Origin of the sequence: Collimonas sp. NPDC087041, from assembly GCF_044745265.1 — a bacterium.
GTDB lineage: Bacteria > Pseudomonadota > Gammaproteobacteria > Burkholderiales > Burkholderiaceae_D > Collimonas.
In genome coordinates this window covers 192932-216664 of record NZ_JBIUZX010000001.1, presented here as the reverse complement: position 1 = coordinate 216664, position 23733 = coordinate 192932, and the positions used below count along the sequence as shown (strand labels likewise).

The 23733-nt window shown below is 58.4% G+C and carries 24 protein-coding genes; 8 read left to right on the top strand and 16 right to left on the bottom strand.

The annotated features are described in order from the left end of the window. Positions 1 to 7: 7 nt before the first annotated feature. The 12 genes from ACIPF8_RS00990 to dkgB all read right to left on the bottom strand — a co-directional run bounded on the left by ACIPF8_RS00990 (position 8) and on the right by dkgB (position 12145). Positions 8 to 322, bottom strand: a complete 315-nt coding sequence (locus tag ACIPF8_RS00990) for a cytochrome C oxidase subunit IV family protein (RefSeq protein WP_400416576.1) — start codon at positions 320 to 322, stop codon at positions 8 to 10. An 8-nt stretch (positions 323 to 330) separates the two neighbouring features. Beyond that, on the bottom strand, positions 331 to 1020 hold the full coding sequence (locus ACIPF8_RS00985; protein ID WP_400416574.1) for a heme-copper oxidase subunit III family protein: 690 nt from the start codon (positions 1018 to 1020) through the stop codon (positions 331 to 333). Between the two features lie 18 nt (positions 1021 to 1038). Continuing rightward, the gene (locus ACIPF8_RS00980; protein ID WP_400416573.1) at positions 1039 to 1680 is read right to left on the bottom strand and encodes a bb3-type cytochrome oxidase subunit III; all 642 of its coding nucleotides are present in this window, start codon (positions 1678 to 1680) and stop codon (positions 1039 to 1041) included. Further along, positions 1677 to 3449 (bottom strand): cytochrome c oxidase subunit I, encoded by a 1773-nt coding sequence (gene ctaD, locus ACIPF8_RS00975; RefSeq protein WP_400416571.1) that lies wholly within the window; start codon positions 3447 to 3449, stop codon positions 1677 to 1679. The genes ACIPF8_RS00980 and ctaD overlap by 4 nt, the downstream gene beginning before the upstream one ends. Before the next feature lie 21 nt (positions 3450 to 3470). Further along, on the bottom strand, positions 3471 to 4679 hold the full coding sequence (locus ACIPF8_RS00970) for a c-type cytochrome (protein ID WP_400416570.1): 1209 nt from the start codon (positions 4677 to 4679) through the stop codon (positions 3471 to 3473). Positions 4680 to 4874: 195 nt separating this feature from the next. After that, positions 4875 to 5375: a hypothetical protein gene (locus ACIPF8_RS00965; RefSeq protein ID WP_400416569.1), complete on the bottom strand. Its 501-nt coding sequence runs from the start codon at positions 5373 to 5375 to the stop codon at positions 4875 to 4877. Positions 5376 to 5765: 390 nt separating this feature from the next. After that, entirely contained in the window at positions 5766 to 6596 is an 831-nt protein-coding gene (locus tag ACIPF8_RS00960) for a 3',5'-nucleoside bisphosphate phosphatase (RefSeq protein WP_400417004.1), read from the bottom strand. 108 nt (positions 6597 to 6704) lie between these two features. Next, the gene (locus tag ACIPF8_RS00955) at positions 6705 to 7595 is read right to left on the bottom strand and encodes an alpha/beta fold hydrolase (RefSeq protein WP_400416567.1); all 891 of its coding nucleotides are present in this window, start codon (positions 7593 to 7595) and stop codon (positions 6705 to 6707) included. A gap of 31 nt (positions 7596 to 7626) precedes the next feature. Then, positions 7627 to 8652 (bottom strand): patatin-like phospholipase family protein, encoded by a 1026-nt coding sequence (locus ACIPF8_RS00950; protein ID WP_400416565.1) that lies wholly within the window; start codon positions 8650 to 8652, stop codon positions 7627 to 7629. A gap of 142 nt (positions 8653 to 8794) precedes the next feature. Continuing rightward, on the bottom strand, positions 8795 to 8944 hold the full coding sequence (locus ACIPF8_RS00945; protein WP_400416564.1) for a hypothetical protein: 150 nt from the start codon (positions 8942 to 8944) through the stop codon (positions 8795 to 8797). A 37-nt stretch (positions 8945 to 8981) separates the two neighbouring features. Further along, on the bottom strand, positions 8982 to 10982 hold the full coding sequence (locus ACIPF8_RS00940) for a methyl-accepting chemotaxis protein (protein ID WP_400416563.1): 2001 nt from the start codon (positions 10980 to 10982) through the stop codon (positions 8982 to 8984). A gap of 353 nt (positions 10983 to 11335) precedes the next feature. Beyond that, complete coding sequence (dkgB, locus tag ACIPF8_RS00935; protein ID WP_400416561.1) at positions 11336 to 12145, bottom strand: 2,5-didehydrogluconate reductase DkgB; 810 nt, start codon at positions 12143 to 12145, stop codon at positions 11336 to 11338. Between the two features lie 473 nt (positions 12146 to 12618). On the opposite strand from dkgB, the gene ACIPF8_RS00930 reads away from it, so the two are divergent. Then, positions 12619 to 14853, top strand: a complete 2235-nt coding sequence (locus tag ACIPF8_RS00930) for a TonB-dependent receptor (RefSeq protein WP_400416560.1) — start codon at positions 12619 to 12621, stop codon at positions 14851 to 14853. A gap of 16 nt (positions 14854 to 14869) precedes the next feature. After that, positions 14870 to 15556, top strand: coding sequence for a Fe2+-dependent dioxygenase (locus tag ACIPF8_RS00925; protein WP_400416559.1), 687 nt, complete (start codon positions 14870 to 14872; stop codon positions 15554 to 15556). Between the two features lie 41 nt (positions 15557 to 15597). On the opposite strand, the gene ACIPF8_RS00920 is transcribed toward ACIPF8_RS00925, so the two are convergent. Genes ACIPF8_RS00920 through ACIPF8_RS00905 form a run of 4 tightly spaced genes read right to left on the bottom strand, consistent with a single transcriptional unit; the run spans position 15598 to position 20307 of the window. Next, positions 15598 to 16035: a MarR family winged helix-turn-helix transcriptional regulator gene (locus ACIPF8_RS00920; protein ID WP_400416557.1), complete on the bottom strand. Its 438-nt coding sequence runs from the start codon at positions 16033 to 16035 to the stop codon at positions 15598 to 15600. Between the two features lie 12 nt (positions 16036 to 16047). Continuing rightward, complete coding sequence (locus ACIPF8_RS00915) at positions 16048 to 17586, bottom strand: DHA2 family efflux MFS transporter permease subunit (RefSeq protein ID WP_400416556.1); 1539 nt, start codon at positions 17584 to 17586, stop codon at positions 16048 to 16050. A gap of 28 nt (positions 17587 to 17614) precedes the next feature. Then, positions 17615 to 18811 (bottom strand): HlyD family efflux transporter periplasmic adaptor subunit, encoded by a 1197-nt coding sequence (locus ACIPF8_RS00910; RefSeq protein WP_400416555.1) that lies wholly within the window; start codon positions 18809 to 18811, stop codon positions 17615 to 17617. 41 nt (positions 18812 to 18852) lie between these two features. Next, positions 18853 to 20307, bottom strand: a complete 1455-nt coding sequence (locus ACIPF8_RS00905) for an efflux transporter outer membrane subunit (RefSeq protein WP_400416553.1) — start codon at positions 20305 to 20307, stop codon at positions 18853 to 18855. On the opposite strand from ACIPF8_RS00905, the gene ACIPF8_RS00900 reads away from it, so the two are divergent. From ACIPF8_RS00900 to ACIPF8_RS00875, 6 genes are all read left to right on the top strand, one after another. Then, a complete protein-coding gene (locus tag ACIPF8_RS00900; protein ID WP_400416552.1) occupies positions 20306 to 20485 on the top strand; it encodes a hypothetical protein in 180 nt (59 codons plus the stop codon). The genes ACIPF8_RS00905 and ACIPF8_RS00900 overlap by 2 nt on opposite strands. After that, entirely contained in the window at positions 20469 to 21077 is a 609-nt protein-coding gene (locus tag ACIPF8_RS00895; RefSeq protein ID WP_400416550.1) for a TetR/AcrR family transcriptional regulator, read from the top strand. The genes ACIPF8_RS00900 and ACIPF8_RS00895 overlap by 17 nt, the downstream gene beginning before the upstream one ends. Positions 21078 to 21270: 193 nt before the next feature. Then, on the top strand, positions 21271 to 21789 hold the full coding sequence (locus ACIPF8_RS00890; RefSeq protein WP_400416549.1) for a spore coat protein U domain-containing protein: 519 nt from the start codon (positions 21271 to 21273) through the stop codon (positions 21787 to 21789). Positions 21790 to 21810: 21 nt separating this feature from the next. After that, the gene (locus ACIPF8_RS00885) at positions 21811 to 22290 is read left to right on the top strand and encodes a hypothetical protein (RefSeq protein ID WP_400416548.1); all 480 of its coding nucleotides are present in this window, start codon (positions 21811 to 21813) and stop codon (positions 22288 to 22290) included. A 253-nt stretch (positions 22291 to 22543) separates the two neighbouring features. Further along, positions 22544 to 23029, top strand: a complete 486-nt coding sequence (locus ACIPF8_RS00880) for a DUF4440 domain-containing protein (protein ID WP_400417003.1) — start codon at positions 22544 to 22546, stop codon at positions 23027 to 23029. Positions 23030 to 23431: 402 nt separating this feature from the next. Beyond that, positions 23432 to 23638, top strand: coding sequence for a cold-shock protein (locus ACIPF8_RS00875; protein WP_400416547.1), 207 nt, complete (start codon positions 23432 to 23434; stop codon positions 23636 to 23638). Positions 23639 to 23733: the final 95 nt, after the last annotated feature.

Sequence of the window (23733 nt, the reverse complement as noted above, 5' to 3'; positions counted from 1 at the left end):
TCGTCCGTCAACGGAAAAACAGCAAGCGGGTGACGAAGGTGTAATCGGCCTCGGTCGCCATCAGCCCTACCAGCACCAACAGGCACAGTGGCGGCAACAAGATCGCGCACACCAGCGCCAAACGCTCCCATGCCATGTGCATGAAGAAGGCGACAATCAGCCCGGCCTTCATCAGCATCAGGACGATGATCAAGGTCCAGCGCAGGTAGCTGTGAAAATTGAAATAATCGACCAGATACGACAGCGTACTGAGTACAAACAGCAAGCCCCATATCTTCAGGTAGAGGCTGATCGGATGTTGTTGCCCGGTGGTGGAAGTCATGGCGGCACCTACCAAAGATAGAACAGCGCAAAAATGAAGACCCAGACCAGGTCGACGAAGTGCCAGTACAGGCCGGCGATTTCAACGATCTGGTAATTGCCGCTTTTCTCATAGCGACCGCGCAGCAGGCGGACTGCAACCGTCACCAGGTAAATCACGCCGGCGCTGACGTGCAGGCCGTGAAAGCCGGTGATCATGAAAAAGGTCGAGCCAAATTGCGCCGCGCCCATCGGATTGCCCCAAGGACGTACGCCCTCCTGCAAAATCAGCTTGCTCCATTCAAACACCTGCATGCTGACAAAGGCGACACCGAAACCGGCGGTGACCAGCATCAGTATCGCCGCACGCACACGCTCGCGGCGATACGCAAAATTGACTGCCATCGCCATCGTGCCGCTACTGCTGATAAGGACGAAAGTCATGATGGCGATCAGCAGCAGCGGCACCTCGGCCGTACCGATCTTGAGGCTGAATACCAGGCTCGGATTCGGCCACGGCACAGTGCTCGATATTCGCACCGTCATGTAACCGGTCAGGAAACAGCTGAAGATGAAAGTATCGGACAGCAGGAAAATCCACATCATCGCCTTGCCCCACGACACCTGGAAAGCCTGCCGGTCCGACGACCAATCGGCCACCAGTTGACGCCAGCGTCCCGGGACCTGGCCGGATGGCGGTGCGGAAGAGACGGTACTCATATTTACTCCTTTTGCGGCTCAGCGAACACCGCAGACCATGCGCACCACTTCAGGCGTCAGCCAGCCGAGCACGGCAAACAGCAAGAGCCAGACCGCCAACAGGAAATGCCAGTAACGGGCGCACAGGCGGATCTGCCAGGTCAGGCGGCCGGCATCCTGGCGTCTGGCGCCTGCGGCAGTGATACCCCACGCCACCAGCCCACCCGCCACATGCAAACCGTGCATGGCCGTCAACAGATAGAAGAAGCTGCCGGCCGGATTACCGGTGGCGCTGACATGTATCGCCTGTAATGCCAGCCAGCCCCACCATTGCACGACCAGGAAAGCGCAGCCGCAAATACCGGCAGCCAGCAAACGTGCGCGCGCACGCTGCAATAGCAGCACCGAAGACGCCCTGGCGGCAAGTTGCAGCAGCACACTCGCTAACGCCAGCAGCGCGCTGCTCAGCCATAACTGCCATGGCATGGCCAGCGGCGACCAGTCGCTGGCGTCCATCCGCATCACATAGGCGGCGATAAACAGCAGGAACAGCGCCGTCGCCACGCCGATGAACAGCCACAAGGCGACGCTGATGGCGGCGCCGCGGCGGTCGCCCTGGAACCCGGGGCCGGATTTTCCGTAACCGACCGCCGGCACTTTCAAGATCGCTGCCTGGTTCATGCCAATGCCTCCTTACCGATGCGCGACTCGGCATCCCCTGCCACCGGTGGCGCATTTTGCGCGATGAAATCCTGCTCTGCGCCAGGCACGCTGTAGGTATAGGCGCCGCGATAGACCACCGGCAAATGCGGGCCCCAGTTGCCATGCGCAGGCGGCGTCGACGGCGTTTGCCACTCCAGCGAAGCGGCGCGCCACGGGTTCGGATCGGCGCGCTTGCCGCGGAACACGCTCCACACCAGGTTGAAGATGAAGGTCAGTTGCACCGTCGCCACGATCAGCGCCACCACCGTGATGAAGGCGTTCAACGTCTGCGCCGACTGCGGGATGAATTTATAGCCCTCGAAAACGTAATAGCGGCGCGGCATGCCGAGGATGCCCAGATAATGCATCGGAAAGAAGATCGCGTAGGTGCCGAGGAAGGTCACCCAGAAATGCAATTTTCCCAGGGTTTCATTGAGCATGCGGCCGGTGATCTTCGGATACCAGTGATAGATACCGCCAAACACCACCAGCAGCGGCGATACGCCCATCACCATATGGAAATGCGCGACCACAAAATAAGTATTGGAAAGAGGAATATCAACGCTGACATTGCCAAGGAACAGCCCGGTCAGGCCGCCGATCAGGAAGGTGCTGATGAAGCCCAGCGCGAACAGCATCGGCACCGACAGGTGGATATCACCCTGCCACAAGGTCAGCAGCCAGTTGTAGACCTTGATGGCGGTCGGCACCGCAATGATCAGGGTGGTGGTGGCGAAGAAGAAACCGAAATACGGATTCATGCCGCTGACGAACATGTGATGCGCCCACACCACCACGCTCAGCACGCCGATAGCCAGGATCGCATACACCATGGTGCGGTAGCCAAAAATGCTCTTGCGCGCATGTACGCTGATCAGGTCCGAGACGATGCCGAACGCCGGCAGCGCCACGATATACACCTCGGGATGGCCGAAGAACCAGAACAGGTGCTGGAACAGCAGCGGACTACCGCCTTTGTAGCCGCTGATCTGTCCCATCGACACCAGCGACGGCATGAAAAAACTGGTGCCCAGCGTACGATCCAGCAGCATCATCACGCCGCTCACGAACAGTGCCGGGAACGCCAGCAACGCCAGGATGGTGGCCACGAAGATGCCCCACACGGTCAACGGCATGCGCAGCAAGGTCATGCCTTCAGTGCGGGCCTGCAGCACTGTGGTGACATAATTCAGGCCGCCCATGGTAGCGGCGACGATGAAGATCAGCAGCGACACCAGCATCAGGATGATGCCCCACTCGTAGCCCGGCGTGCCGGGCAGGATCGCCTGCGGCGGATACAGTGTCCAGCCGGCGCCGGTCGGGCCGCCGGGAACGAAAAAGCTCGCCATCAGCACGATCACCGAGAGGAAATAAACCCAGAAACTGAGCATGTTCAGGTAGGGAAAAACCATGTCGCGCGCGCCGACCATCAACGGAATCAGGTAGTTGCCGAAGCCACCCAGGAACAGCGCGGTGAGCAGGTAAATCACCATGATCATGCCGTGCATCGTCATGAACTGGTAGTAATGCGGCGCGTCGATAAAGGCGAATTTTCCGGGGAAGCCCAGTTGCAAGCGCATCAGGTTCGACAGTCCGACACCGACCAGCCCGGCCATGATGGCAACGCTGGCGTACTGGATCGCAATCACCTTGTGGTCCTGGCTCCAGACGTATTTCAGGAAGAAGCTTTGCGGCCCGCGATCGTGATTATCGTGGCTATCGTGGGTGCTGTCGTCAGTGTAGGCCATGGCGTTCCTCGGTGAGAGCGTTCATTGCTGCGCCTGCTGCTTTGGCGCCGCCGGTGGCGGCACGCCAATCGATTTGATATACGCAACCAGAGCCTCCAATTCAGCATCGGTCATTTCTATCTTCGGCATCATCGGCGTAAATCCCTTGACCACGCGGGCCTGCGGATTACGGATGAAATTCTTCAGGTAGGTCTCATCGACCTGCGCCGTACTGCCGTTTTCCATGGTTTCGGTCTTGCCGAACAACCCTTTCCAGGTCGGCCCGACGCGCGGGCTGCCATCCACCGTATGACAGGCAACGCAGGCTTTCGATTCAGACAGCGCCTTGCCCTGCGCCACCATGGCGTCGGCGTTCGCGCCACTTTCGCCATTCCCGACAATCGCAGCCGCGGCCGCTACCGCAGTTGTTGCCGCCGCGACCGCGCCAGTTGCCGGCGCCGGCGCCATCGTCTGCGCAAAGGTCGGCTGCGCCTTCAACCAATGCTGGAAACTGGCCTCATCTTCCACCACCACATAGCCGCGCATGCCCGAGTGCCCGACGCCACACAACTGCGCGCACAGGACTTCGTAGCGCCCTGCCTTGTCCGGCGTGAACCAGAACGACGTCACCATCCCCGGCACCATGTTCATCCGTGCGCGGAACGGCGGCACGAAAAAATCATGGAGTACGTCCTGGGAGCGCAGCAACATCTTGACCGGCTTGTTCAGCGGCAGATGCATTTCATTGTTGTTGACCAGGATATTGTCTTGCCCGGACGGATCGGCCGGATCGAGGCCAAACGGATTGGCGGCACTGACCAGGTCGATGCTGCTGCGGCCCAGCTTGCCGCCTGCCCCGGGATAACGGAAACGCCATTGCCATTGCTGGCCGACCACTTCCACCTGCAATGCATTGGCTGGCGTCGTGACATAGGCGGCATACACGAACAGCCCGGGCGCCAACAAGCCCATGATGGCGACGCTGGTGGCGATGATCAGCCAGCGTTCCAGCCGCTTGTTTTCGGGGGCATAAGCGGCAATTCGGCCTTCGCGATGGCGAAAGCGCAGCAACGTATAGACCAGGAACAGGTTGATCAGAACGAAGAAGATGCCGGTGATGATGAAAGTGATGGTCAGCGTATCGTCCATCTGCCGCCAGTTCGACGCCAGCGGTGTGGCCCACCAGGGGCTGACGAAATGAAACAGCACCGAGGCGAAGACGATCAGGACGAGTGCAGCTGCCATGGCCATAGCTATCCTCTCTCCTGCGGACCAGATCCGCCGAAGTGACATAGAAGCAATGAAGACTATTCTCTGAACGCTGCAAACAGAAAATGAACGGCAACAAACCCGAACCCGGCGCCGCTCTTGCTAGCGATGCACGATGCCGGCGAATAAGATGTCAATTCCGATCCGCCGTCACGCACGCACAAGAAGCCCTTGCCGTTATTCCTTTATCGGGCGCTCCAGCTTCCAGTAAATGATCGCCGCCGACATGCCGAAGATCAGATGCGCAACCAGGGTTGACCATCCGCGCATGTCGTCAAACCATGAGAAGAAGCGGGCCATGCCGTAAAAATTGAACAGATAGACGACCAGGCCGAACACTGCGCCGGTCAACAGCACCATGCCGATGCTGGAATCGAAGTGGAAAGGCGCGATGATGGCAGCCAGGATCAGGCCGAGGACGATCCCCAGCACATAGTGCGTGGCCATCGCCACCGCAACTACGCCGACGCTGAAGTCGCTGGTCTGCATGGTGTCGGGGCTAATAACGATGGAAGCGACCATGCGTGAAGTGGTCCATGGGCTGACGTCCGTCACCATGGTTGACCAGAACAGCTCCAGCACCATCAGCACTGCACCTGCGGCAAAACCGGCGACGGCCGCCGCCGGCCAGTTCGGCAGGCGATGCTCCCAGTGATGCGAATGCATGTGAAGTTCCATGACGACCTCCTGAAAAGCGCTAACGCTCAACAACATTCCCGACGCGTTCTCGCGGCATCCGATAAAAGCCGACACCGTCGCATCGAAAGGCCTGTCGCCAAGCGCCCCACCCTGCCTTGGCGCCGCATAAACAATACCGCGGCGCGTAGTCACGGCACCGGGCACTTACGCTACAGACTCCATTTCAATGTAGTACAGAATCATAGACATGCAAAGGCGGTAACTATGGTGCGACGCAGCAGCTACGGACGCTACTGGCGACGGAAAAATCCAGTGGAGATTCAATGAAAACCGGGAACAAGGGACAAGCAGTTCAGGCAGCAATTCCGGCCATTTTTCGGCCATTTTTCGGCCAATCCGGCAGGCGATCAGCATAGATCGCAGCAGGGATTACCAGTTATGCCAGATTGGGGTAACGCTATCAGGAAGAGGCGGCAAAGCGCCAAGATCGACCCGGGATTCGGTCGGACTGTGGAAATCCGAACCGCGCGAAGCCAGGAAGCCGTAATCGGCGGCCACCTTGGCGTAATAACCGTATTGATCGGGTGTATGGCTGCCGGTCATGACTTCGATCGCGGCGCCACCCAACTGCTTGAACTCGTCGAAAAATGCGTCGAAAGCCAGGTCGCTCAGCTTATAGCGCCCGGGATGCGCCACCACCGCCACCCCACCGGCGCCGCGAATCCAGCGCACCGATTGCTCCAGCGTTGCCCAGCGATGCGGAACGTAGCCGGGATTGCCCTCTGTCAAAAAATTGCGGAATACTTCGCTGGTGTCGGCGCAACGGCCGATTTCCACCAGGTAGCGGGCAAAATGCGTGCGCGAGATCAAATCGGGATTGCCGACATGCTTCAAGGCGCCCTCGAATGCGCCGGGAATGCCGACAGCGGCCAACTGCTCTGCCATTTCATGCGCGCGCCGCTCACGGCCGCCACGGGTCGCCACCAGGCCCTGCACCAATTCCGGATTGGTTTCATCAATTTGCAGGCCAACAATATGAATCGTCTGGTTGGCCCAGGTAATCGAAATTTCAACCCCAGGCACATAGCGCAAATCAAGCGCTGCCGCCGCCGCACGCGCTTCGGCGATACCGTCGATTTCGTCGTGATCGGTCAAGGCCCAGATATCGACGCCGTTGGCCTTGGCGCGCTCGGCTACCGCCGTCGGGGTCAAGGTGCCGTCGGAAACATTGGAGTGGCAATGGAGGTCAACATTCAACATCATTAGTCCGCGCTGCAGAGTAGGCAAAAAGGGGTCATGTCCCGATTGTACGCCCGTTGGCCCTCTCATGCTGCAAACGCACATTTTTATGGCCGATGGACTGCCCGCTCAGCGCCCACCGTGTTCTTGCAGGAAACGCTCGATCAGCGCCGCCAGCGCCTCGGGCTGATCGTGATGCAGCATGTGTCCGGCATCCGCTATAACGGCACTTTCGGCGTGCGGCAGGAACGCAATGCGACGGTCAATTTCGCCGCGCATCGACTCCTTGCCACCCATCCACAACCACATATTGGTCTCGGAGGCTTCGACGCACAGCACCGGCGCGCTGATGCAGCGCCAACAGGCGATCATTTCTTCGATTCTCGGCAATACCGGATTGACGATCTTGTGCGCAGGATCGCCGAGGATTTCCCAACGTCCGGCATCGTTCTGGCGCGACCAGTGCCGGGCCAGGAAAGCTGCCCGTTCATCGCTCAGGCGCGGGTTGGTTTTTTGCAGGCGCGCGGCAACCGCGCCCACCTCGGGATAAGTGTTCATGGTCGCCGGCGCGCGTAGCTGATCCAGCCATTTGGCATAACGCGCCGGCGCCAATTCCGGCGCCATGTGCTCGCCGCCGAAACCCTCCAGGTTGATCAGCGTCTTGATCCGCTCCGGACGAGCGCCGGCATACAGGCCGACCGCGTAGCCACCCATGCTGTGTCCGAGCAGATTCACCGTCTCGTCGCCGGCATAGTGTTGCAGCAACGCGTCGAGATCTGCCAGATAGTCGGGAAACCAATAGGTATCCACCGGCGGCCCTTCGGTCAGGCCGAAGCCGCGCCAATCGGGCGCGATCACATGCCACTCCTGCTGCAGGCAATCGACTACGAACTGGAACGAGGCAGCCACATCCATCCAGCCGTGCAGCATGAAAATTTTCGGCGCGCCGGCGCGGCCCCAGTGACGTACGTGATAGCGTAAACCGCGCAAGGGAATGAATTCGGAACGGGATGGCTGCATCGGCATAATGAGAAGAAACTCGGAAGAAAAATCAGGCAAGAAATTGGGCGAGGTCAAAATTCGGATGCAGTTTGTTGCCGGTGAATTTCTCCGCCAGCCAGGTGTCTGCACGCTGGCGGCCGGCATCGCGCAATGCATGGATGAATGAGGCCTTGGTGTTGAGTTTGCTGGCGACGCTCAACTGGCTCATCAATGCATCCGAATCGATCACGTGGATTTTCAATTCCTTGAGGCGCTCATGCATCTTGCCGCGCGCCTGCGGATCAGCTTCCGTTTCACGCTTGGCCAGCGCCAGCCCGCCCAATTCGGTAAAGAAGGTCGAACTGAAACTGATTTCGCTCAGGCGTTGACCGATTTCGTCAGTGCTGGTTGGCGTCAATGGACGCCGGAACGGATGCAGCAGCACCGCCACCACATCAGGTGAGGTACACAAATGCAGCAATGGAAATATTGGCGGATTGGCGGTCAGTCCGCCGTCCCAATACGCTTCACCGTCGATCTCCACCGCATGATGCATCGAAGGCAGGCAGGCCGATGCCAGCAGCGCATCCTGCGTCAGGTCATCGTTGCGGAAAATGCGCAGCCGACCGGTGCTGACCTGGGTTGCCGCGATGAACAGTTTGACCTTGCCTTCCGTGCGCAAGCGCTCGAAATCGATCTGCTTGGCGAGGATGTCGCGCAACGGATTCAGATCAAAAGGATTGAGTTGGTACGGCGAAAACATGCGGGTTACCGAGAACATGTGCTTCAGCAGCGCCGAGGATGTCGCGTGCGCAGCGATACCGGCCTCGCTCAACGCTTCCGGTCGCATGAAACTGTAGAGATCCTTGGTGCTGACGCTATCCCAGAAATCAGCCAGTGCCTGGCGCGCGCCATCGCGGCCGCCGATTGTCAGGCCATAGCTCATCGCCACCGCATTCATCGCACCGGCGCTGGCGCCGCTGATGCCTTCGATATCGATGCGCGGATCTTCCAGCAGGCGATCCAGTGCACCCCAGGTAAACGCGCCGTGGGATCCTCCGCCCTGCAGCGCCAATGTCACTGTTTTGTTTTGCATGCCAGCCATCCCCGGTAAATTAGTCATCATTGCATGAAGCCCTGCCAGCGGCGTCATCCTTTTTGCAAACAGCCCAGCGCCAACTGAGCTGCCCGATCCAGAGCCGCCTCTAATTTACCAATCTTTCGGGAACTGCGTTTTCTTAAAATCGATTATCCGGAATTATCTGGCCGATACGTTCACACAGGAAATACATTTTGCTGGCCAACTGATCAAAATCGGCAAGCGGTGCCATCACATGGGCCGCCCTTGCACCGTTTTCACCGGTTGCCGCTCCAAGATGGGGCATCATTCCAGAAGCGGAACACCCAGGATGCATTGGGCCGTCTTTAAAACTGCGTCCAGTCGTCGCCTGCTGTCGATCCGCCATTGGCAACCTTCAACGCCGTCGGCGCCTCTGCCGGCTGATGCGCGCCCTTCCCTGCGGTATTGGGCGCAAGCTTGGCAGCTGGCTTTTCCGCAGCCGTGGCCTTGACTACGTGCAGTTGTGATGCCGCCGGCGATTTGCTCGCGATGGCCGGCGCCGCAGCCACAGCTACATCCAGCTTGAATACGGCAACAATTTGCGACAAATCTCCCGCCTGCTCCTGCAGCGATTCCGCCGCCGCAGCCGCCTGCTCCACCAGCGCAGCATTTTGCTGGGTAACCTGATCCATCTGCGTGATCGCCTGGTTGATTTGCTCGATGCCGGAAGTCTGTTCCTGGCTGGCAGCCGAGATTTCCGCCATGATGTCGGTCACGCGCCGGACACTGTCAACGATCTGTTCCATCGTCGCACCGGCATCGCCGACCAGCTTGCTGCCAGTCTCGACCTGGGCAACCGAATCACCGATCAAGCCCTTGATTTCCTTGGCCGCAGTGGCGCTGCGCTGCGCCAGGTTGCGCACCTCGCTGGCAACCACAGCGAAGCCACGGCCTTGCTCGCCAGCGCGGGCCGCCTCAACTGCAGCGTTCAACGCCAGGATATTGGTTTGAAAAGCGATGCCATCAATGACCCCGATGATATCGACAATCTTTTTTGACGAGCTGCTGATTGAACCCATGGTCGCCACCACTTGCGACACCACAGCGCCACCCTGGGTTGCAACCGCCGCCGCCGACTCCGCCAGCTGGTTGGCCTGGCGCGCGTTGTCTGCACTTTGCTTGACGGTGCCGGTAATCTGCTCCATCGACGCCGCGGTCTGCTCCAATGAACTGGCTTGCTGCTCGGTGCGCGCGGAAAGATTCAGGTTACCGGCTGCAATCTCGCGCGACGCCACATTGACCGATTCGCTGGTGTGGCGAATGCGGCCAAGGATGTTCGCCATCTTGTCGACAAACATATTGAAGGCGGTCGCGATCTGGGACAGTTCATCGCCGCCGCGCGCATCGAGACGGCGTGTCAGATCGCCATCTCCCGAGGCAATTTCCTGCATCGCATTGCGGATCAATTCCAGACGTCGCAACGAGTGATTCAGCAGCAACGTCAATGCCAGCGCCGCCAGCAGAATGATCACCAGCGAGGTCACCGCCGAGGTTGTCAGCATGCTGGACAGTGCATTGGTTGCATCGGAACGATCCAGCACAACTGCCAGCATCCAGTCCGTTCCCTCTATCTTGCTGACGAACAGCATGCCGTCGCGATCGTTCAAATGCACGTCCAGGCTGGTCTTCGACTGCTCGACCTCTGCCAGCTTGGCCGCCGAGAGCCCGGGCGCCATTTCCGATACCGGCTTCAGGCGCAGTGCCGAATCGGGATGCGTGATCAGGTTGCCGCCGCCATCCACCAGGAAAGCAAAACTGTTCGACGTTGGTTTGATCGAATTCACGGTTTTGACGATCGATTCGAGGATGACATCCGCACCGACAACAGCCTTGACGCCATTTTTTGCGTTGACCGGCTCGGCAAAGGTGATGACCAGTTTGCCGGTGGTAGCGTCAATATATGGCGAGGTCAGCACCGGCGCACCGGCCTGGCTGGCCTTGATAAACCACGGCCTGGCAGTCGGATCGTAGCCGGGAGGCAGTTCATGCAGAAACAGGATCCGCTTATCCGAATAACCGATGTATGCGTCATCGAAGCCGCCGGCCGCTTTCGCTGCCTGGATCGCAGGCAATGCGTCGGACGCATTCACGGCAAGACCCATTGAAGAAACTATCGTTCTTTTCTCACGTACCCATTCGGCAATTTCGGCAGACTGGCTGGCTGCCAGCAGCAGCGTTTGCTGATTGACGGATTCCAGCGTATGACTGCGAGTGGAGATGAAATTGGCAAACACCACCGTCAGCATGGAGAGCACCACGATAGACAGGCAAATGGCGATGAGCCGGATGCGAAGCGAGGAAAACATGAAGTAACGGTCCTTTGGATTTGTCTGTGCGACATCAACCAGCTCCGCCGACAACATGATAAGTACATGAGACCGGCTGTGCCTGCTGATGCGCTGGTTTTGAATACGCTGTATTGACCGCTGTGCCTGCATCAGTCAGTGTTTTTTTGTGCAAGGCTATCGCGATCACGTAGAAGCGATCCATTGAAAAGACGGCTGTTCAGCCCGCATTTCAAACGTTCAGAAAAATCCATTGGGTGCCTTAGCCGAGGTTCCCGGCGTCGACATTTATGGTGACGATTCCGGCTGCGATTCCAGCTACGCAACCGGGTGCTTAGCCAGCGCTCAAGGACAGCAACGCTGGCTGCACGGCATCAATCCCAATGCGGCGCCAGGCCTTCTGGATTAGCGAGCCGTTCGTTGCGCTCCAGCGTGGCGATCTCGGCCATGTCTTGCGCCGTCAGCACAATTCCACGTACATCCAGGTTGCTCTCCAGGTTGGCGCGTTTGGTCGATGAAGGAATCACCGCAAAACCTTGCTGCAGCGACCATGCCAGCGCGACCTGGGCTGGATTGACGCGGTGGCGTTCAGCGATGCGCGCCAGCACCGGCTCCTGCATCACCTTGCCGTAGGCCAGCGGCATGTACGCAGTGATGTGGATACCCAGGTTGCGGGCAAATTCGACCACCTTGCGGTTCTGCAGGAAAGGATGAATCTCGACCTGCTGGGTCGCGATCTCGGCCGCGCCGACTGTCGCTATGGCACGCTGCAAATGCGCGTTGGTGAAATTGGATACGCCAATCGCCTTGGTCAGCCCAGCCGCCTTGGCCTCCGCCAGCGCAGCCATGTATTCCTCGACCGCCACCGCGTCGTTTGGCGACGGCCAGTGAATCAGGGTCAGGTCGAGCTGTTCGAGACGCAGCTTGTGCAGGCTTTCCTTCAGGCTCGGCAGCAGCTTGTCGTGCGCCAGGTTGTCGATCCAGATCTTGGTGGTAACGAATAATTCGTCACGGGCGACGCCGCTGTCGGCCATGGCCTGCCCGACCTCGGCTTCATTGCCGTAGATTTGCGCGGTGTCGATATGGCGATAGCCGACCTCGATGCCGTTGCGCACCGAGTCGATGACGACCTGGCCTTGCAGACGGAAAGTGCCGAGGCCGATTTGGGGAATGGTGATGCTCATGTGTTGTCCTTTGCGTGGAATGGAAGATGCCGGCATGGCTGCGCCAATGAACCGATAGGCGTACTGTGCACGCATTCTTTATTGCAAAAAATACCCTAGACAACAAATGTTATTTGCTACTGAGTCAACAATAATTGTAAAAACAGAATGTAGCGAACAATCAAAACCGTCCGCCTTCCGGCTTGCCGTCAATTCCGACCTGACACGCCGATTCGGCCGCAATGCGGCTATTTGAATGCCTTTGCAACAACTCGGAGTGTTGTAATTTAATGTTTTTCACAATTGCCGGCTATTTGTTTTACATGGATATCCTCTATAATTGCCGACACCAAATAAACTCAAATGAGAATTGATTACAGAATCACTCTTATTTGTAATTAAAGACATTCCAGCCAGCAAAACGGTCCACCTCCGTACTAGCCAGCCAAATTTTCTGCTGCTTCGTAGAAGCCAACCCTTTTGCCAATAAAAAAATGAACCGTCTCAACCCGATTGCCGCCGCTCTGGTGGCAGTGTTTGCCGCCCCCCTGTCTTCCTACGCACAACAAACCCCCAGCCCGAAAACAGACGCCAGCCCTGCCGTACTGCAGGAAGTCGTGGTGGAAGGTAGCCGTGGCGATTTCAACGCCAACGGCACCTCCCTCTCCAAATTGCCGGCTGACCTGCATGACGTGCCGCAATCGGTAGTGGTGGTGAACAAGGCACTGATGCAATCGCAAGGCGCGAATTCACTAGCGGATGCTCTGCGCAACGTTGCGGGTATCACGTTGGGCGGTGCGGAAGGTGGCCAGATCGGCAACAACATTAACTTGAACGGCTTTTCGGCGCGTACCGACATCTATCTGGATGGCTTCCGTGACCGCGGCCAGTACTATCGCGACACCTTCGCCATCGATGAAGTTGAAGTATTGATGGGCCCGTCATCGATGCTGTTCGGGCGCGGCTCCACCGGCGGCGTGATCAACCAGGTAACCAAGAAGGCCAACCTGCATGAATCGACCGAAGTCTCGGCATCGGCCACGACCAACGGTTTGGTGCGCACCACTGCGGATTACAACCATCCGTTGTCGGACACCTCGGCTTTCCGCCTTTCGGCTATGGCGCAGAGCGGCAAAGCCACCACGCGCGATCAGAGCGACGTGCAAGACTTCGGCCTGGCCGGCTCGTACGTGTTCGGCATCGGCACCCCGACCGAAATCACCTTGTCGGCGCTGATCCAGCACAACCACGACATGCCTGACTACGGCCTGCCGCCACTCAACGGCCATCCAGTCAATGTTGACCGCAACACCTCCTACGGCCTCAACAGCGACCACACGGATCAGGATGTGGCCGCACTGAATGCCACCATCAAGCACAAAATTACGCCGGACGTGGTGTTGCGCAACCAAACCCAGTTCAACTACGTCCGCGTCAGTGCTGTTGAAACTGCGCCGCAAAGCATCGGTACCGTCGCCAATGGCATCTTCACGCCGTTGACAAATGCGTCGAGCAACCTGCCATTGAGCAGCCTGTACGTACGTGGCCAAAGCCATGACCGCGACATCCGCGATTACTCGATTTTCAACCAGACGGAATTGTCGGCAAAGCTCAGCACCGGCAGTATCAAGCATGACTTGCTGGTCGGTTTTGAAGTCGGCCACGACGGCTACGACAACCAGGCCTACTACCGCAACGGTAGCTGTAACGGTTTGCCGTTGACCGGACCATCGACACCGACTAGCGGCTATGTCGATTGCGTCCCGCTGGTCAATCCGGGCTACAGCGCGGCAGGCAGCAGCGTTGCCAGTCAGGCCGGCAACCATGCGGGCGGCACTGCCAATACGCTGGCGGCTTATTTCAATGACACCGTAGCCCTTACCGACCAATTCAAACTGGTCGGCGGCTTGCGCTACGATAAATACATCGCCAGCATCAGCAACTCGATCAACTCAAGCAACACGCCTGCTGTCGCAAAAAACACGACCATCGGCTACGCCAATCAAACCGTCAATTTCACCAGCGTCCGGGCGGGCGGCATCTGGCAGCCTAGCGCAGCACAATCGTATTACCTGTCGTACGGCACTTCGTTCAACCCATCGCTGGAACAACTGGTCGGCACCACTGGCCAGCAGGGACTGGCGCCAGAAAAGAACCGTTCCTACGAACTGGGCGGAAAATGGGACCTGTTGGGCGACAAACTGTCGTTGAATTCGGCGATTTTCCAGATCCAGAAAGACAATGCACGCAGCCAGGTATCGACCGGCGTCTACGTGCTTGAAGGCACCGTGCGCGTCAACGGCGCACGCGCAGGCTTGACCGGACACATCACCAAAGACTGGCAAGTGGCGGCGGGCTATACTTACCTGGACGCCAAGATTGTCGGCGCTTCCGTGCTTGACGGCACATTGGGCAAAGTGCCACTCAACACACCTAAAAACACGCTGACGACCTGGACTACCTACAAGATTGCACCGCACTGGGAAGTTGGCGGCGGCGCCACCTACATGTCGGAACGTTTTGCCAACAGTACCGATACGGTGCAGGTCGGCGGTTACACGCGCTGGGACGCAACGGTCGCTTATACACAGCCGAAATACGATATTCGCCTGAATTTGTTTAACCTGACCAACAAGATGTATTACGATTCGTTGATTCAGTCCGACGGCGGACGTTCGGTGCCTGGTACTGGCCGCACCGCCATGCTGTCGCTCAACTATCGCTTCTAAACTTTAAAAGCCGTTCATGCTGATTGCCATTCCCAAGGTACTCGATGCCCAGCAGCTAGGCGCTGTGCGACAGTTGCTCGACCACGCCGGTGCGGCGTGGGTCGACGGCCGCGTCACGGCCGGGTACCAAGGGGCGGCAGTCAAGTTCAATCAGCAGATTGATGAGCGTTCCGATGTGGCGCTCCAATGCCAGCAGATCATCCTGCAGGCATTGGAGCGCCACCCGCGCTTTATCAGCGCCGCATTACCGAATACCGTCTATCCGCCGATGTTCAACCGCTACGGCGAGGGCATGACCTTTGGCGCCCACGTCGACGGCAGCGTGCGGATCGATCCACACAGCGGCCGCAAACTGCGCACCGACATCTCGGCCACCTTGTTCCTGTCTGATCCGGAATCCTACGACGGCGGCGAACTGCAGATCCACGACACCTACGGCACGCATGCAGTCAAGCTGCAAGCCGGCGACATGGTGCTCTACCCTGCCACTAGCCTGCATCAAGTGACGCCGATTACACGTGGTGTGCGTACCGCCTGCTTTTTCTGGGTGCAAAGCCTGGTGCGCGACGATGCCCAGCGCAGCATGCTGTTCGACATGGACAACGCCATCCAGAAACTGAACCAGACCAATGCCGATGAACAGGCGCGCCGCACCTTGATCGGCTGCTATCACAACCTGATGCGGCAATGGAGCGACACCTAATTGGTGCGTTAATCATTGATTCATTATCGCAGCGATAGCAATCAGGCATTCGCCAACAATTTTTGCAGCAACCTCTTCAGCTCACTGACTTCGTCTTGCGCAAACCCGGCAAGGAATCGCCGTATGACTTGCGCGACGCATTCAGTCAATTTCGGGTACATCCGCAAACCCGCCTCGGTAAGCTCAAGCATTACTGAACGACGGTTATCCAAAGGCCGCAAGCGCGTCACCAGCCCCTTGCGCTCCAGTCGATCAATCATGCGCGTCATGGCGCCTGGATCGTAAGACAGCGTCTTGCACAGCGCAGCCATCGATTCCGATCGAGAACCGGCCAGCTTGACGATGATGACGTACTGCGCCGCTGTCATATCCAGCGGCTGCAGTTCCTGATCCAGCGCCGCCAGAATCGCCGTGCGTGCCTGCCCCACCAGTGAGTCCAGCGTATCGAGAGCCGCCGCATCTTGCTTGCTTGCCACCATGGCTGAGCAGCGTTAATGCGCTGCCGAGGTATCCGCCACGCGTTTCGGCTTGGGCGCGAACCAGACTGCCGTCGCCGCCAGCAGGAACGAGAATGCCGCCACCGTGAAGATATGATTGGTCGACAGCATGATGCTTTGCGACTGCAAGGTCTGTTCGATGCTGACCCTGGCCTGATCGGCACTGAACCCCGACTGCACCAGCGCGCTGCTGGCCTCGCCGTTCTTGTCGACCAGGCCCGCCAGTTCCGCGTGATAGTAGATCGCCTTGTTTTCCCAACTGGTATTGACCAGCGAAGTCGCGATGGCGCCGGACATGGTGCGGCAAAAACTCATCAACCCCGCGGCCGATGCAGTTTCCGACAGATTCACGCTACTCAGCGCAAGTCCCGTCAACGGCACAAAGAACAATGGCAACCCGATTCCTTGCAGCAGCAGCGGCCAACCAATCTGGAAGGTGGTCATGTCGGTGCTGTTGAAACTGCGCAGCAAGGTCACGGCGCCCAGCCACATCACGCCGAGGCACACCAATTTGCGCGGATCGACCTTGGTCGACAGCTTGGCGACGAACGGCGCTGTGATCACCGCCAGGATGCCGCTCAATGCGGTGGTCTGGCCGGAGTGCGTCGCGGTATATCCCATATAGCCTTGCAGCCACAATGGTGTCAGCACGGTAGCGCCGAAGAAGGCGCCGAATGCCAGGCAGATGGTGATCACACTGGCGGAAAATCCGCGATGCCGGAAGACGCGCAAGTCGACCACCGGGTTGCGCTCGGTCAGCTCCCAGATCATGAACGCCAGGAAGCCGACCATGGCGATCAATGCCAGAGTCACGATTTCAGTCGACGCGAACCAATCCTTTTCCTTGCCCTGGTCCAGCATCAGCTGCAGCGCGGCGACCCAGACGATCATCAAGGCCAGTCCAACTTTATCGATCGGCAGCTTCACCAGTTTCGATTCGTAAGGCTTGAACATTTTCCAGCCGAGATAGCCGCACAGCAGCGCCACCGGTACGTTGATGTAGAAGATGTAAGGCCAGCTGTACTGATCGCACAGCACGCCGCCAAGTATCGGGCCGGCAATCGGCGCAATCAGGGTCGTCATCGCCCACAGGCCGACCGCCGTCGGCGCTTTCTCCTTCGGGAAAACGCGCAGCAGCAATGTCTGCGACAGTGGAATCAACGGGCCGCCGGCCAAGCCTTGCAGGATACGGAAGGCGATCAGCAGGCCCAGCGAATTGGCCAAGCCGCACAACGCCGAAAAAACGCCGAACATGATCATCGACGTGATGAACACCCGCACTGCGCCGAAGCGATTGGCGAGCCAGCCGGTCAGCGGCACCGTGATTGCTTCCGCCACCGCATACGAGGTGATGACGTAGGTGCCTTGGCTGGATGAGGCGCCGAGCGCCCCGGAAATGGTCGATACCGAAACGTTGGCAATGGTGGTATCGAGTACCGCAATGAAGTTGGCGGCAGCCAGCAACAGGCCGGCGCCGATCAGCTGCGCGCCTGCCAGCGGCTTGATCGGCAGCGCTGATGAAGTGGAGGACATGATTTGTTTGCCTTATCGACGCTCTTGCTTACATGCCCGCAACTTGCGCGGCCTTGTTGCTGCGGCCGCGCGTGTCAATCGATACTTCCATCGACAAGCCCACGCTCAGCGGCCGCTCGATCAATTCCTTGGGATCGATCGAAATCCGCACCGGCAAGCGTTGCACTACCTTGATCCAGTTGCCGGTGGCGTTTTGCGCGGGAATCATCGCAAATGCCGAGCCGGTGCCGCCGGCCAGGCCGACCACAGTGCCGTGATATTCAACCGAGCTGCCGTAGAGGTCGGCGCTCATGGTGACCGGCTGCCCCAACTGCACTTGCGTCAACTGCCCTTCCTTGAAATTGGCATCCACGTGCAGCGAATGTATCGGCACGACCGACAGCAACGCGGTGCCGGCCTGCACTCGCTGGCCGACCTGGACCTGGCGTCGCGCAATCACACCATCGACCGGCGCCCGCAATACGGTACGCTCCAGATCAAGCTTGGCCTGATCGCGTTTGGCGCGAGCCAGTTCCACTTCAGGATTGGTGTCGACCGTGGTGTTGGCAGTCAGCACCGTGCTGGCCTGCTGCGCGCCGATTGCCACCTGGCGGTTGCTGCTGGCCTCTACCTGGCCGGCCTCTGCCACTTTCAGATTGGCTTGCGCCGTCAGCAGCGCGGTGCGGGCGTTGGTCACCTCTTCGCCGGAGACCGATCCCGATTTGGAGAGCGCCTCACGACGATGCAGATCCAGTTCGGCGCGCTGCAGGTCCGCCTGCGCCGACAAGGTCTGCGCCGCCGCACGCTTCTGTTCAGCCTCGCGCGCCAATACCTGGGCGGTCATGCCGTGATCATTGGCGAAATAACCCTGCACCCGACGCTGGGCTCGCCCGAGGTCGGCCTCGGCTTGCAACAGCGCGAGTTTGGCGTCGCTGTTATCAATCTCGACCAGCACATCGCCCTGCTTGACGTATTGGGTATCGACCACCTTGACGTCAGCCACGATGCCATTGACGGCCGGCGTAATCTGGAAAATCTCGGCATTGGTATACGCGTTGTCGGTGCTGACATAGCGCGAACCGATGAAGTACCAGTAGGTGCCGTATGAGACGGCGGCAATCAGGATGACGCCGCCAAGGATGGCGAACAGCTTCTTGCGTTTTTGGTTGTTTGCTTTCGCGTCTGCAGCGCCGGCTGCTTCTGTGGATGCAAGTTCGTCGATAGCTTGAGAATCGGAATGGGACATTTTCTTGCCTATGTATTGACTATGTATTGAATTTGATTGGATCAGATGGCAGCCTGCCGGTAACCGCCGCCGAGCGCCCGCACCAGTTCCACATCAAGCGAGAACATGCGTGAGCGCAGCGTCGACAGGTCGCGCTGGTTGGTGAGGAAGGTGTCCTGTGCATTGAGCACGTCGAGATAGGTTGCCAGGCCGCCTTCGTAACGGTTCTGGGCGATGCGGAAAGCATCTTGCGCGGCATCGGTCGCTTCCTGCACTTTTGCCAGACGTCCCGACAACGCCTTCTCGCTGACAGCGACATCGGCCACATCCTGCAAGGCCTGCGTCACCGCACCATCGTAATTGGCGACTGCCTCGTCATAGCTGCCGCTGGCCGAGCGGTATTGACCGCGCAAACGACCGCCCTCGAAAATCGGCAGCGATATGGCGGGACCGATGCTGCCGATATCGGAGCCAGCCTTGGTCAGCATGCCCAAACCCAGCGATTGAAATCCCAGGTAGGCGGTCAGGTTAACGTTGGGGTAAAACTGCGCCCTGGCCACCTTGATCTGTTTTGCCGCAGCTTCAGCACGCAGGCGCGCGGCAACCACATCGGGCCGGCGACCGAGAAGATTGACCGGCAACTGCTGCGGCAACGCAAACGGCTTGGACAGATCAAGCACCGGACGCGTCAATTGCAGGCCGCGATCTGGTCCGGCGCCGATCAGCGCTGCCAGCTTGTTGCGCTGCAGATCGATGGATTCGTCCAGGCTCAGCAAATCCGCCTCAGCCGACGCCTTGCGCGCCAGCACCTGCTTGACGCTGCCCAGCATCTCCAGGCCGTTGAGGCGACGCTGCTCGAACAGATCCAGCGTCTGCGTCCGCACCTTGAGCGCCGCTTCTGCAGTATCGCGCTGGCTTAGCAAGCGCTCGAATTCGGCATAGGCGGCGGCAATCGAGGTCGCCAGCGTGATGCGCGCCTGCGCGGCATCGGCCCTGGCTGCCTCCAGATCGGAAGTGGCAGCCGCCAGCGCTGCGCGATTCTTGCCCCAGAAATCGATTTCGTAGCTGAGGTTCAGTGTCGCCTGGCCTTCGTAGTTATAGTTCTGCGGCACGAATTCAGCCGGAATGCCGTTGTTGTAGCTTTGCTTCATGTAGTCGGCCGATGCATTCGCACTGACCTGCGGCAGCAGCGATGCACCCTGCTGCTGCGCCACGCCTTGCGCCTTCATCAGGCGCGCCTGGGCGGCGGCCAACGACGGCGCGCCCTTCAAACCCTCGGCGATCAAGGCATCCAATTGCCGATCGCCGTAGACCGTCCACCAATTATCGTCAGGCCAGTTGACGGCGCTGCCGCTCAACGACTGTCCGGTCTGATAGCTGCCGATGTCTTTTGGCTCGGCACGCGGACCGATATCGGAAAACTGCGCGCAGCCGCCGAGGGTCAGCGCCAGCAGGAGCGAGCTGGCGACACCACGCAAAGCGGGTGCAGCAGAGGGTGAGAAATTACGGAGCGACATGACGATATCCATTTATAACTGTACTGTACGGTATAGTATAGTATTGACTTTTTGGCGTCGTCAAGTAAAACTGGCGTACTTGAAAAAACAGGTATTTTTTACAACAGAGGTGCAGCAAGCTGCGGCCAGCGCTGTGAGCAGGCAAGAACAAGGACCAATCAATGCGCAAGAAAAGTGAAGAGCGACGGCAGGCGATCATCGACATCGCTGCGGAAATGTTTAACGACGTCGGCTTCGAACGGGCATCCATGTCGGAAATCTCTGCCCGCCTGGGGGGATCGAAAGCGACGCTGTACAACTATTTCTCCTCGAAGGAAGAAATTTTTGTCGAAGTCATGCGCCAGCAGGCTGGCCAGAAATTTGAAGTGACCTTCACCAGCCTGGTCGAATCGGATGATCTGCGCAGCGCCTTGCAACGCTTTGGCGCACTGTATTTACATGCGGTGCTATCCCCTGAAGTCATTGCCGCCAAACGCCTGGCCTTCTATCACGCCGAGCGTTCCAACCTGGGTCAGATGTTGTACGAACGCGGGCCGAAGCTGGGCTGGACAATCGTTGCGGAATTCCTCAAGAAAGCGATGGCAAGAAAACAGTTGCGCCAGGCCGATGCTTGGGTCGCTGCGCTGCAATTGCGCGGGCTGCTCGATGCAGAATGGTTTGAAGTCAGGATGCTCGGCGTCGTCACAAGCGTGACCCCGGCCAAAATCCGCGATACGGTAGAACGCGCAATCGATGTGTTCATGCTGGCCTACGCCGCTGAGAAGCACTAGCAAAGAAAGCGCAGCGATGCCCTGCACCGCATCGGCGCGCATGCTGCACTTGTCAAAACGTCGGCAATGACTATACTTATTTCGACAAACTTATTTCCCAAAGGAAATTTTATCCGGTAGATAAGGGCGGCAGGAACGTTCAAATCAAGACTTGGGTTTACCTAGCGAATGAATGGCAATCGGGAGATTCGTCATGAAACAGCTTGTCCGGAACCTCACTCTGCTTATCGTATCGACAATGGCCGGTACCGGCAGCCTGGCAGGAACCGCCACGGCCACCATGACCAACACGGTCACCATCGCCGGCAATTGCAGCATCTCCACCCTCGGCTTCACCACCACCTACGATCCGGTGGTCGTCAATGCCAGCGCCAACCAGGACGTGACAGCCAGCGTGACGACCACTTGCACGGTCGGCGCCTCTCCCGTAGTCACGCTTGGACAGGGAGCCAACGCCAATACCGGCTCGACCGACGCCATCCCATTACGCCGCCTTTCCAGCGGCGGCGGCGCGCCAAGCTACCTTAACTACGGGATGTTCTCCGACTCCGGCCGCACCGTCACCTGGGGCAACACCGCAGCGACCGCGCCGGCCGCCGTCTCCGCCAACGGCTCAGCCACCGCACTGACTGTCTACGCGCGCGTGCCGTCCGGGCAAACCGGACCGGCTACAACATTCACCGACGCAGTCGTCGCCACCGTAACCTTTTAAGCAACAGCCGCAAGGAAGCAGATGCAACGTCATTTGGTGTATGCTGACGCCATGAACAATGACACCGACATCCAGCTCAGCGGACCATTCCGCGTTACCGACGCCACTGGCCGCAACCACGATATCAAAGCAATCCGCATCTTCGACGAAGGCTACGGCATCATCGACGTCTATGTTGATTTCAGCGCCGCGATCGGCAAAGAACGGCTGTATGCCGACAAAGTATTGATTGGACAAATCCTGGCCAGGCTGCGCCAGATCGGCTACGTCGGCCCGGATTTCGGCCACGGCGATCTCGGCCTGCAAGATGATAAGTTGATCGTCTTGGAAGCACCTGAAGAATTCAATACATTCGCCGCCAGCAAGGGCTGGAAGAACCTGGCGGATGAGTTTGCCGAGGAATTCCCTGCCGATGACGCCGACTCTGGCGCCAGCGATGATGCCGGCAAGGCAGCGTCAATCAGCAAGCTGGATGCGCTCAAAAACAAATTCAAAGCTTAACAAGCCTGGCCAGTCGCCGGCGTTTCAAGCCATCTTCCGACATCTGACAAAAACGCGCCGCTCAATGAGCCGGCGCGTTTTCATTTGCCGATAAAGCGCGGCCCCCGTAACTGACAACCTGCGTCATCCGCCACTTGTCGCCCTTGTTCTCCCAGATCATGAGGTGATGCATGCAGCTTGATCGGAAGCGATTGTCATGACATTATTTTGCTGGCGCGGCACTCCCATTGCGCTCATGACCCGGAGAATTTCAATGCAGACCCCCATATTCCTTGCGCTAGCCGCTACCGTTGTGGCGCTAACAGGATGCGCCTCGACTTCATCGACGACGCCAGACGGCGCCCGAAAAGAAACTTGCAAGCCAACCAGTGAAAAAGAAATAGCCGCCCTCTTCGACCGCTGGAACAATTCGCTGCAAACCGGCGATCCACACAAGGTGGTGGAAAACTATGCTCAACGATCAATCCTGTTGCCGGCGCTTTCCAACCAGCCGCGCCTGACCGCCGTAGAGAAAGAGGAATATTTCCAGGGTTTCCTCAAAACCAAACCCATGGGGCGGATCGATTCCAGGTTTATCGAGATTGACTGCAACACCGCGGTTGACGCCGGTTTCTATACCTTCACGTTTGCCAGTACCGGAATTCAAGCCAAGGCTCGCTATACCTTCACCTACAAGTGGGATGGCATGCAATGGCTGATTACGAGCCAACACTCCTCAGGCATGCCCGGCAAGGATTGAGGCGCAGCGCAGCGCAGCGCAGCGCAGCGCAGCGCAGCGCAGCGCACTGCGGCGATGCACCGGCCGGGTCAATGCGCCGCTATCGCCGCAACGCTGTCGTTTGATTAACTCGCCGAGTGTCAATGTCATAAACCTAATGTAATCGATCAAATTTGCGTGCCACCCTGTCGATTTTGCTCTGGCGAAATCGGACAAATTAGCTAAACTGGTTAACGGCTGAATCGCCGCCAAGCGCTTGCACACTGGATTTCCTGTCATCCGCAATCCAGATGCCAAGGCGACTCACAACATGAAAGCACATGAAAGTGAGCTGCTTGACGCAGCAATTCAACTTAGCACGCTGCATGCAGCGATTTGTCACTTTTAGGACCAGTGTGATGTATCAATTTTGGAAAGACTATTATGGATACAGGTACTGTCAAATGGTTTAATGACTCCAAGGGTATTGGCTTCATCGCGCCCGATAACGGCGGCGAAGAGTTGTTTGCCCACTTTTCCGCCATTCAGATGGGCGGCGAAAAATTCCTCCGCGAGGGGCAGAAAGTCAAGTTCGACGTCATGGATCGCCCCAAAGGCAAACAGGCATCCAACATTCAAGAAGCAAACTAGTCAACGATCAACAGGAACTGCAAGACCTCTGCTGTAACCTCATGGTGAAGTTAAGGTATTGACAGATTTGCCAAGGCTCGCAGCTCAACAGAGCG

What these genes read in the sequence shown, in the direction of transcription:
- ACIPF8_RS00885 (WP_400416548.1), top strand. Translation starts at nt 21,811, where the DNA reads ATGCAACGTCATTTGGTGTATGCTGACGCCATGAACAATGACACCGAC.
- ACIPF8_RS00920 (WP_400416557.1), bottom strand. Translation starts at nt 16,035, where the DNA reads ATGGTGGCAAGCAAGCAAGATGCGGCGGCTCTCGATACGCTGGACTCA.
- ACIPF8_RS00900 (WP_400416552.1), top strand. Translation starts at nt 20,306, where the DNA reads ATGACGATATCCATTTATAACTGTACTGTACGGTATAGTATAGTATTG.
- dkgB (WP_400416561.1), bottom strand. Translation starts at nt 12,145, where the DNA reads ATGAGCATCACCATTCCCCAAATCGGCCTCGGCACTTTCCGTCTGCAA.
- ACIPF8_RS00970 (WP_400416570.1), bottom strand. Translation starts at nt 4,679, where the DNA reads ATGGCCATGGCAGCTGCACTCGTCCTGATCGTCTTCGCCTCGGTGCTG.
- ACIPF8_RS00985 (WP_400416574.1), bottom strand. Translation starts at nt 1,020, where the DNA reads ATGAGTACCGTCTCTTCCGCACCGCCATCCGGCCAGGTCCCGGGACGC.
- ACIPF8_RS00990 (WP_400416576.1), bottom strand. Translation starts at nt 322, where the DNA reads ATGACTTCCACCACCGGGCAACAACATCCGATCAGCCTCTACCTGAAG.
- ACIPF8_RS00950 (WP_400416565.1), bottom strand. Translation starts at nt 8,652, where the DNA reads ATGCAAAACAAAACAGTGACATTGGCGCTGCAGGGCGGAGGATCCCAC.
- ACIPF8_RS00940 (WP_400416563.1), bottom strand. Translation starts at nt 10,982, where the DNA reads ATGTTTTCCTCGCTTCGCATCCGGCTCATCGCCATTTGCCTGTCTATC.
- ACIPF8_RS00905 (WP_400416553.1), bottom strand. Translation starts at nt 20,307, where the DNA reads ATGTCGCTCCGTAATTTCTCACCCTCTGCTGCACCCGCTTTGCGTGGT.
- ACIPF8_RS00895 (WP_400416550.1), top strand. Translation starts at nt 20,469, where the DNA reads ATGCGCAAGAAAAGTGAAGAGCGACGGCAGGCGATCATCGACATCGCT.
- ACIPF8_RS00880 (WP_400417003.1), top strand. Translation starts at nt 22,544, where the DNA reads ATGCAGACCCCCATATTCCTTGCGCTAGCCGCTACCGTTGTGGCGCTA.
- ACIPF8_RS00875 (WP_400416547.1), top strand. Translation starts at nt 23,432, where the DNA reads ATGGATACAGGTACTGTCAAATGGTTTAATGACTCCAAGGGTATTGGC.
- ACIPF8_RS00930 (WP_400416560.1), top strand. Translation starts at nt 12,619, where the DNA reads ATGAACCGTCTCAACCCGATTGCCGCCGCTCTGGTGGCAGTGTTTGCC.
- ACIPF8_RS00955 (WP_400416567.1), bottom strand. Translation starts at nt 7,595, where the DNA reads ATGCAGCCATCCCGTTCCGAATTCATTCCCTTGCGCGGTTTACGCTAT.
- ACIPF8_RS00925 (WP_400416559.1), top strand. Translation starts at nt 14,870, where the DNA reads ATGCTGATTGCCATTCCCAAGGTACTCGATGCCCAGCAGCTAGGCGCT.
- ACIPF8_RS00945 (WP_400416564.1), bottom strand. Translation starts at nt 8,944, where the DNA reads ATGATGCCCCATCTTGGAGCGGCAACCGGTGAAAACGGTGCAAGGGCG.
- ctaD (WP_400416571.1), bottom strand. Translation starts at nt 3,449, where the DNA reads ATGGCCTACACTGACGACAGCACCCACGATAGCCACGATAATCACGAT.
- ACIPF8_RS00890 (WP_400416549.1), top strand. Translation starts at nt 21,271, where the DNA reads ATGAAACAGCTTGTCCGGAACCTCACTCTGCTTATCGTATCGACAATG.
- ACIPF8_RS00915 (WP_400416556.1), bottom strand. Translation starts at nt 17,586, where the DNA reads ATGTCCTCCACTTCATCAGCGCTGCCGATCAAGCCGCTGGCAGGCGCG.
- ACIPF8_RS00910 (WP_400416555.1), bottom strand. Translation starts at nt 18,811, where the DNA reads ATGTCCCATTCCGATTCTCAAGCTATCGACGAACTTGCATCCACAGAA.
- ACIPF8_RS00965 (WP_400416569.1), bottom strand. Translation starts at nt 5,375, where the DNA reads ATGGAACTTCACATGCATTCGCATCACTGGGAGCATCGCCTGCCGAAC.
- ACIPF8_RS00960 (WP_400417004.1), bottom strand. Translation starts at nt 6,596, where the DNA reads ATGTTGAATGTTGACCTCCATTGCCACTCCAATGTTTCCGACGGCACC.
- ACIPF8_RS00980 (WP_400416573.1), bottom strand. Translation starts at nt 1,680, where the DNA reads ATGAACCAGGCAGCGATCTTGAAAGTGCCGGCGGTCGGTTACGGAAAA.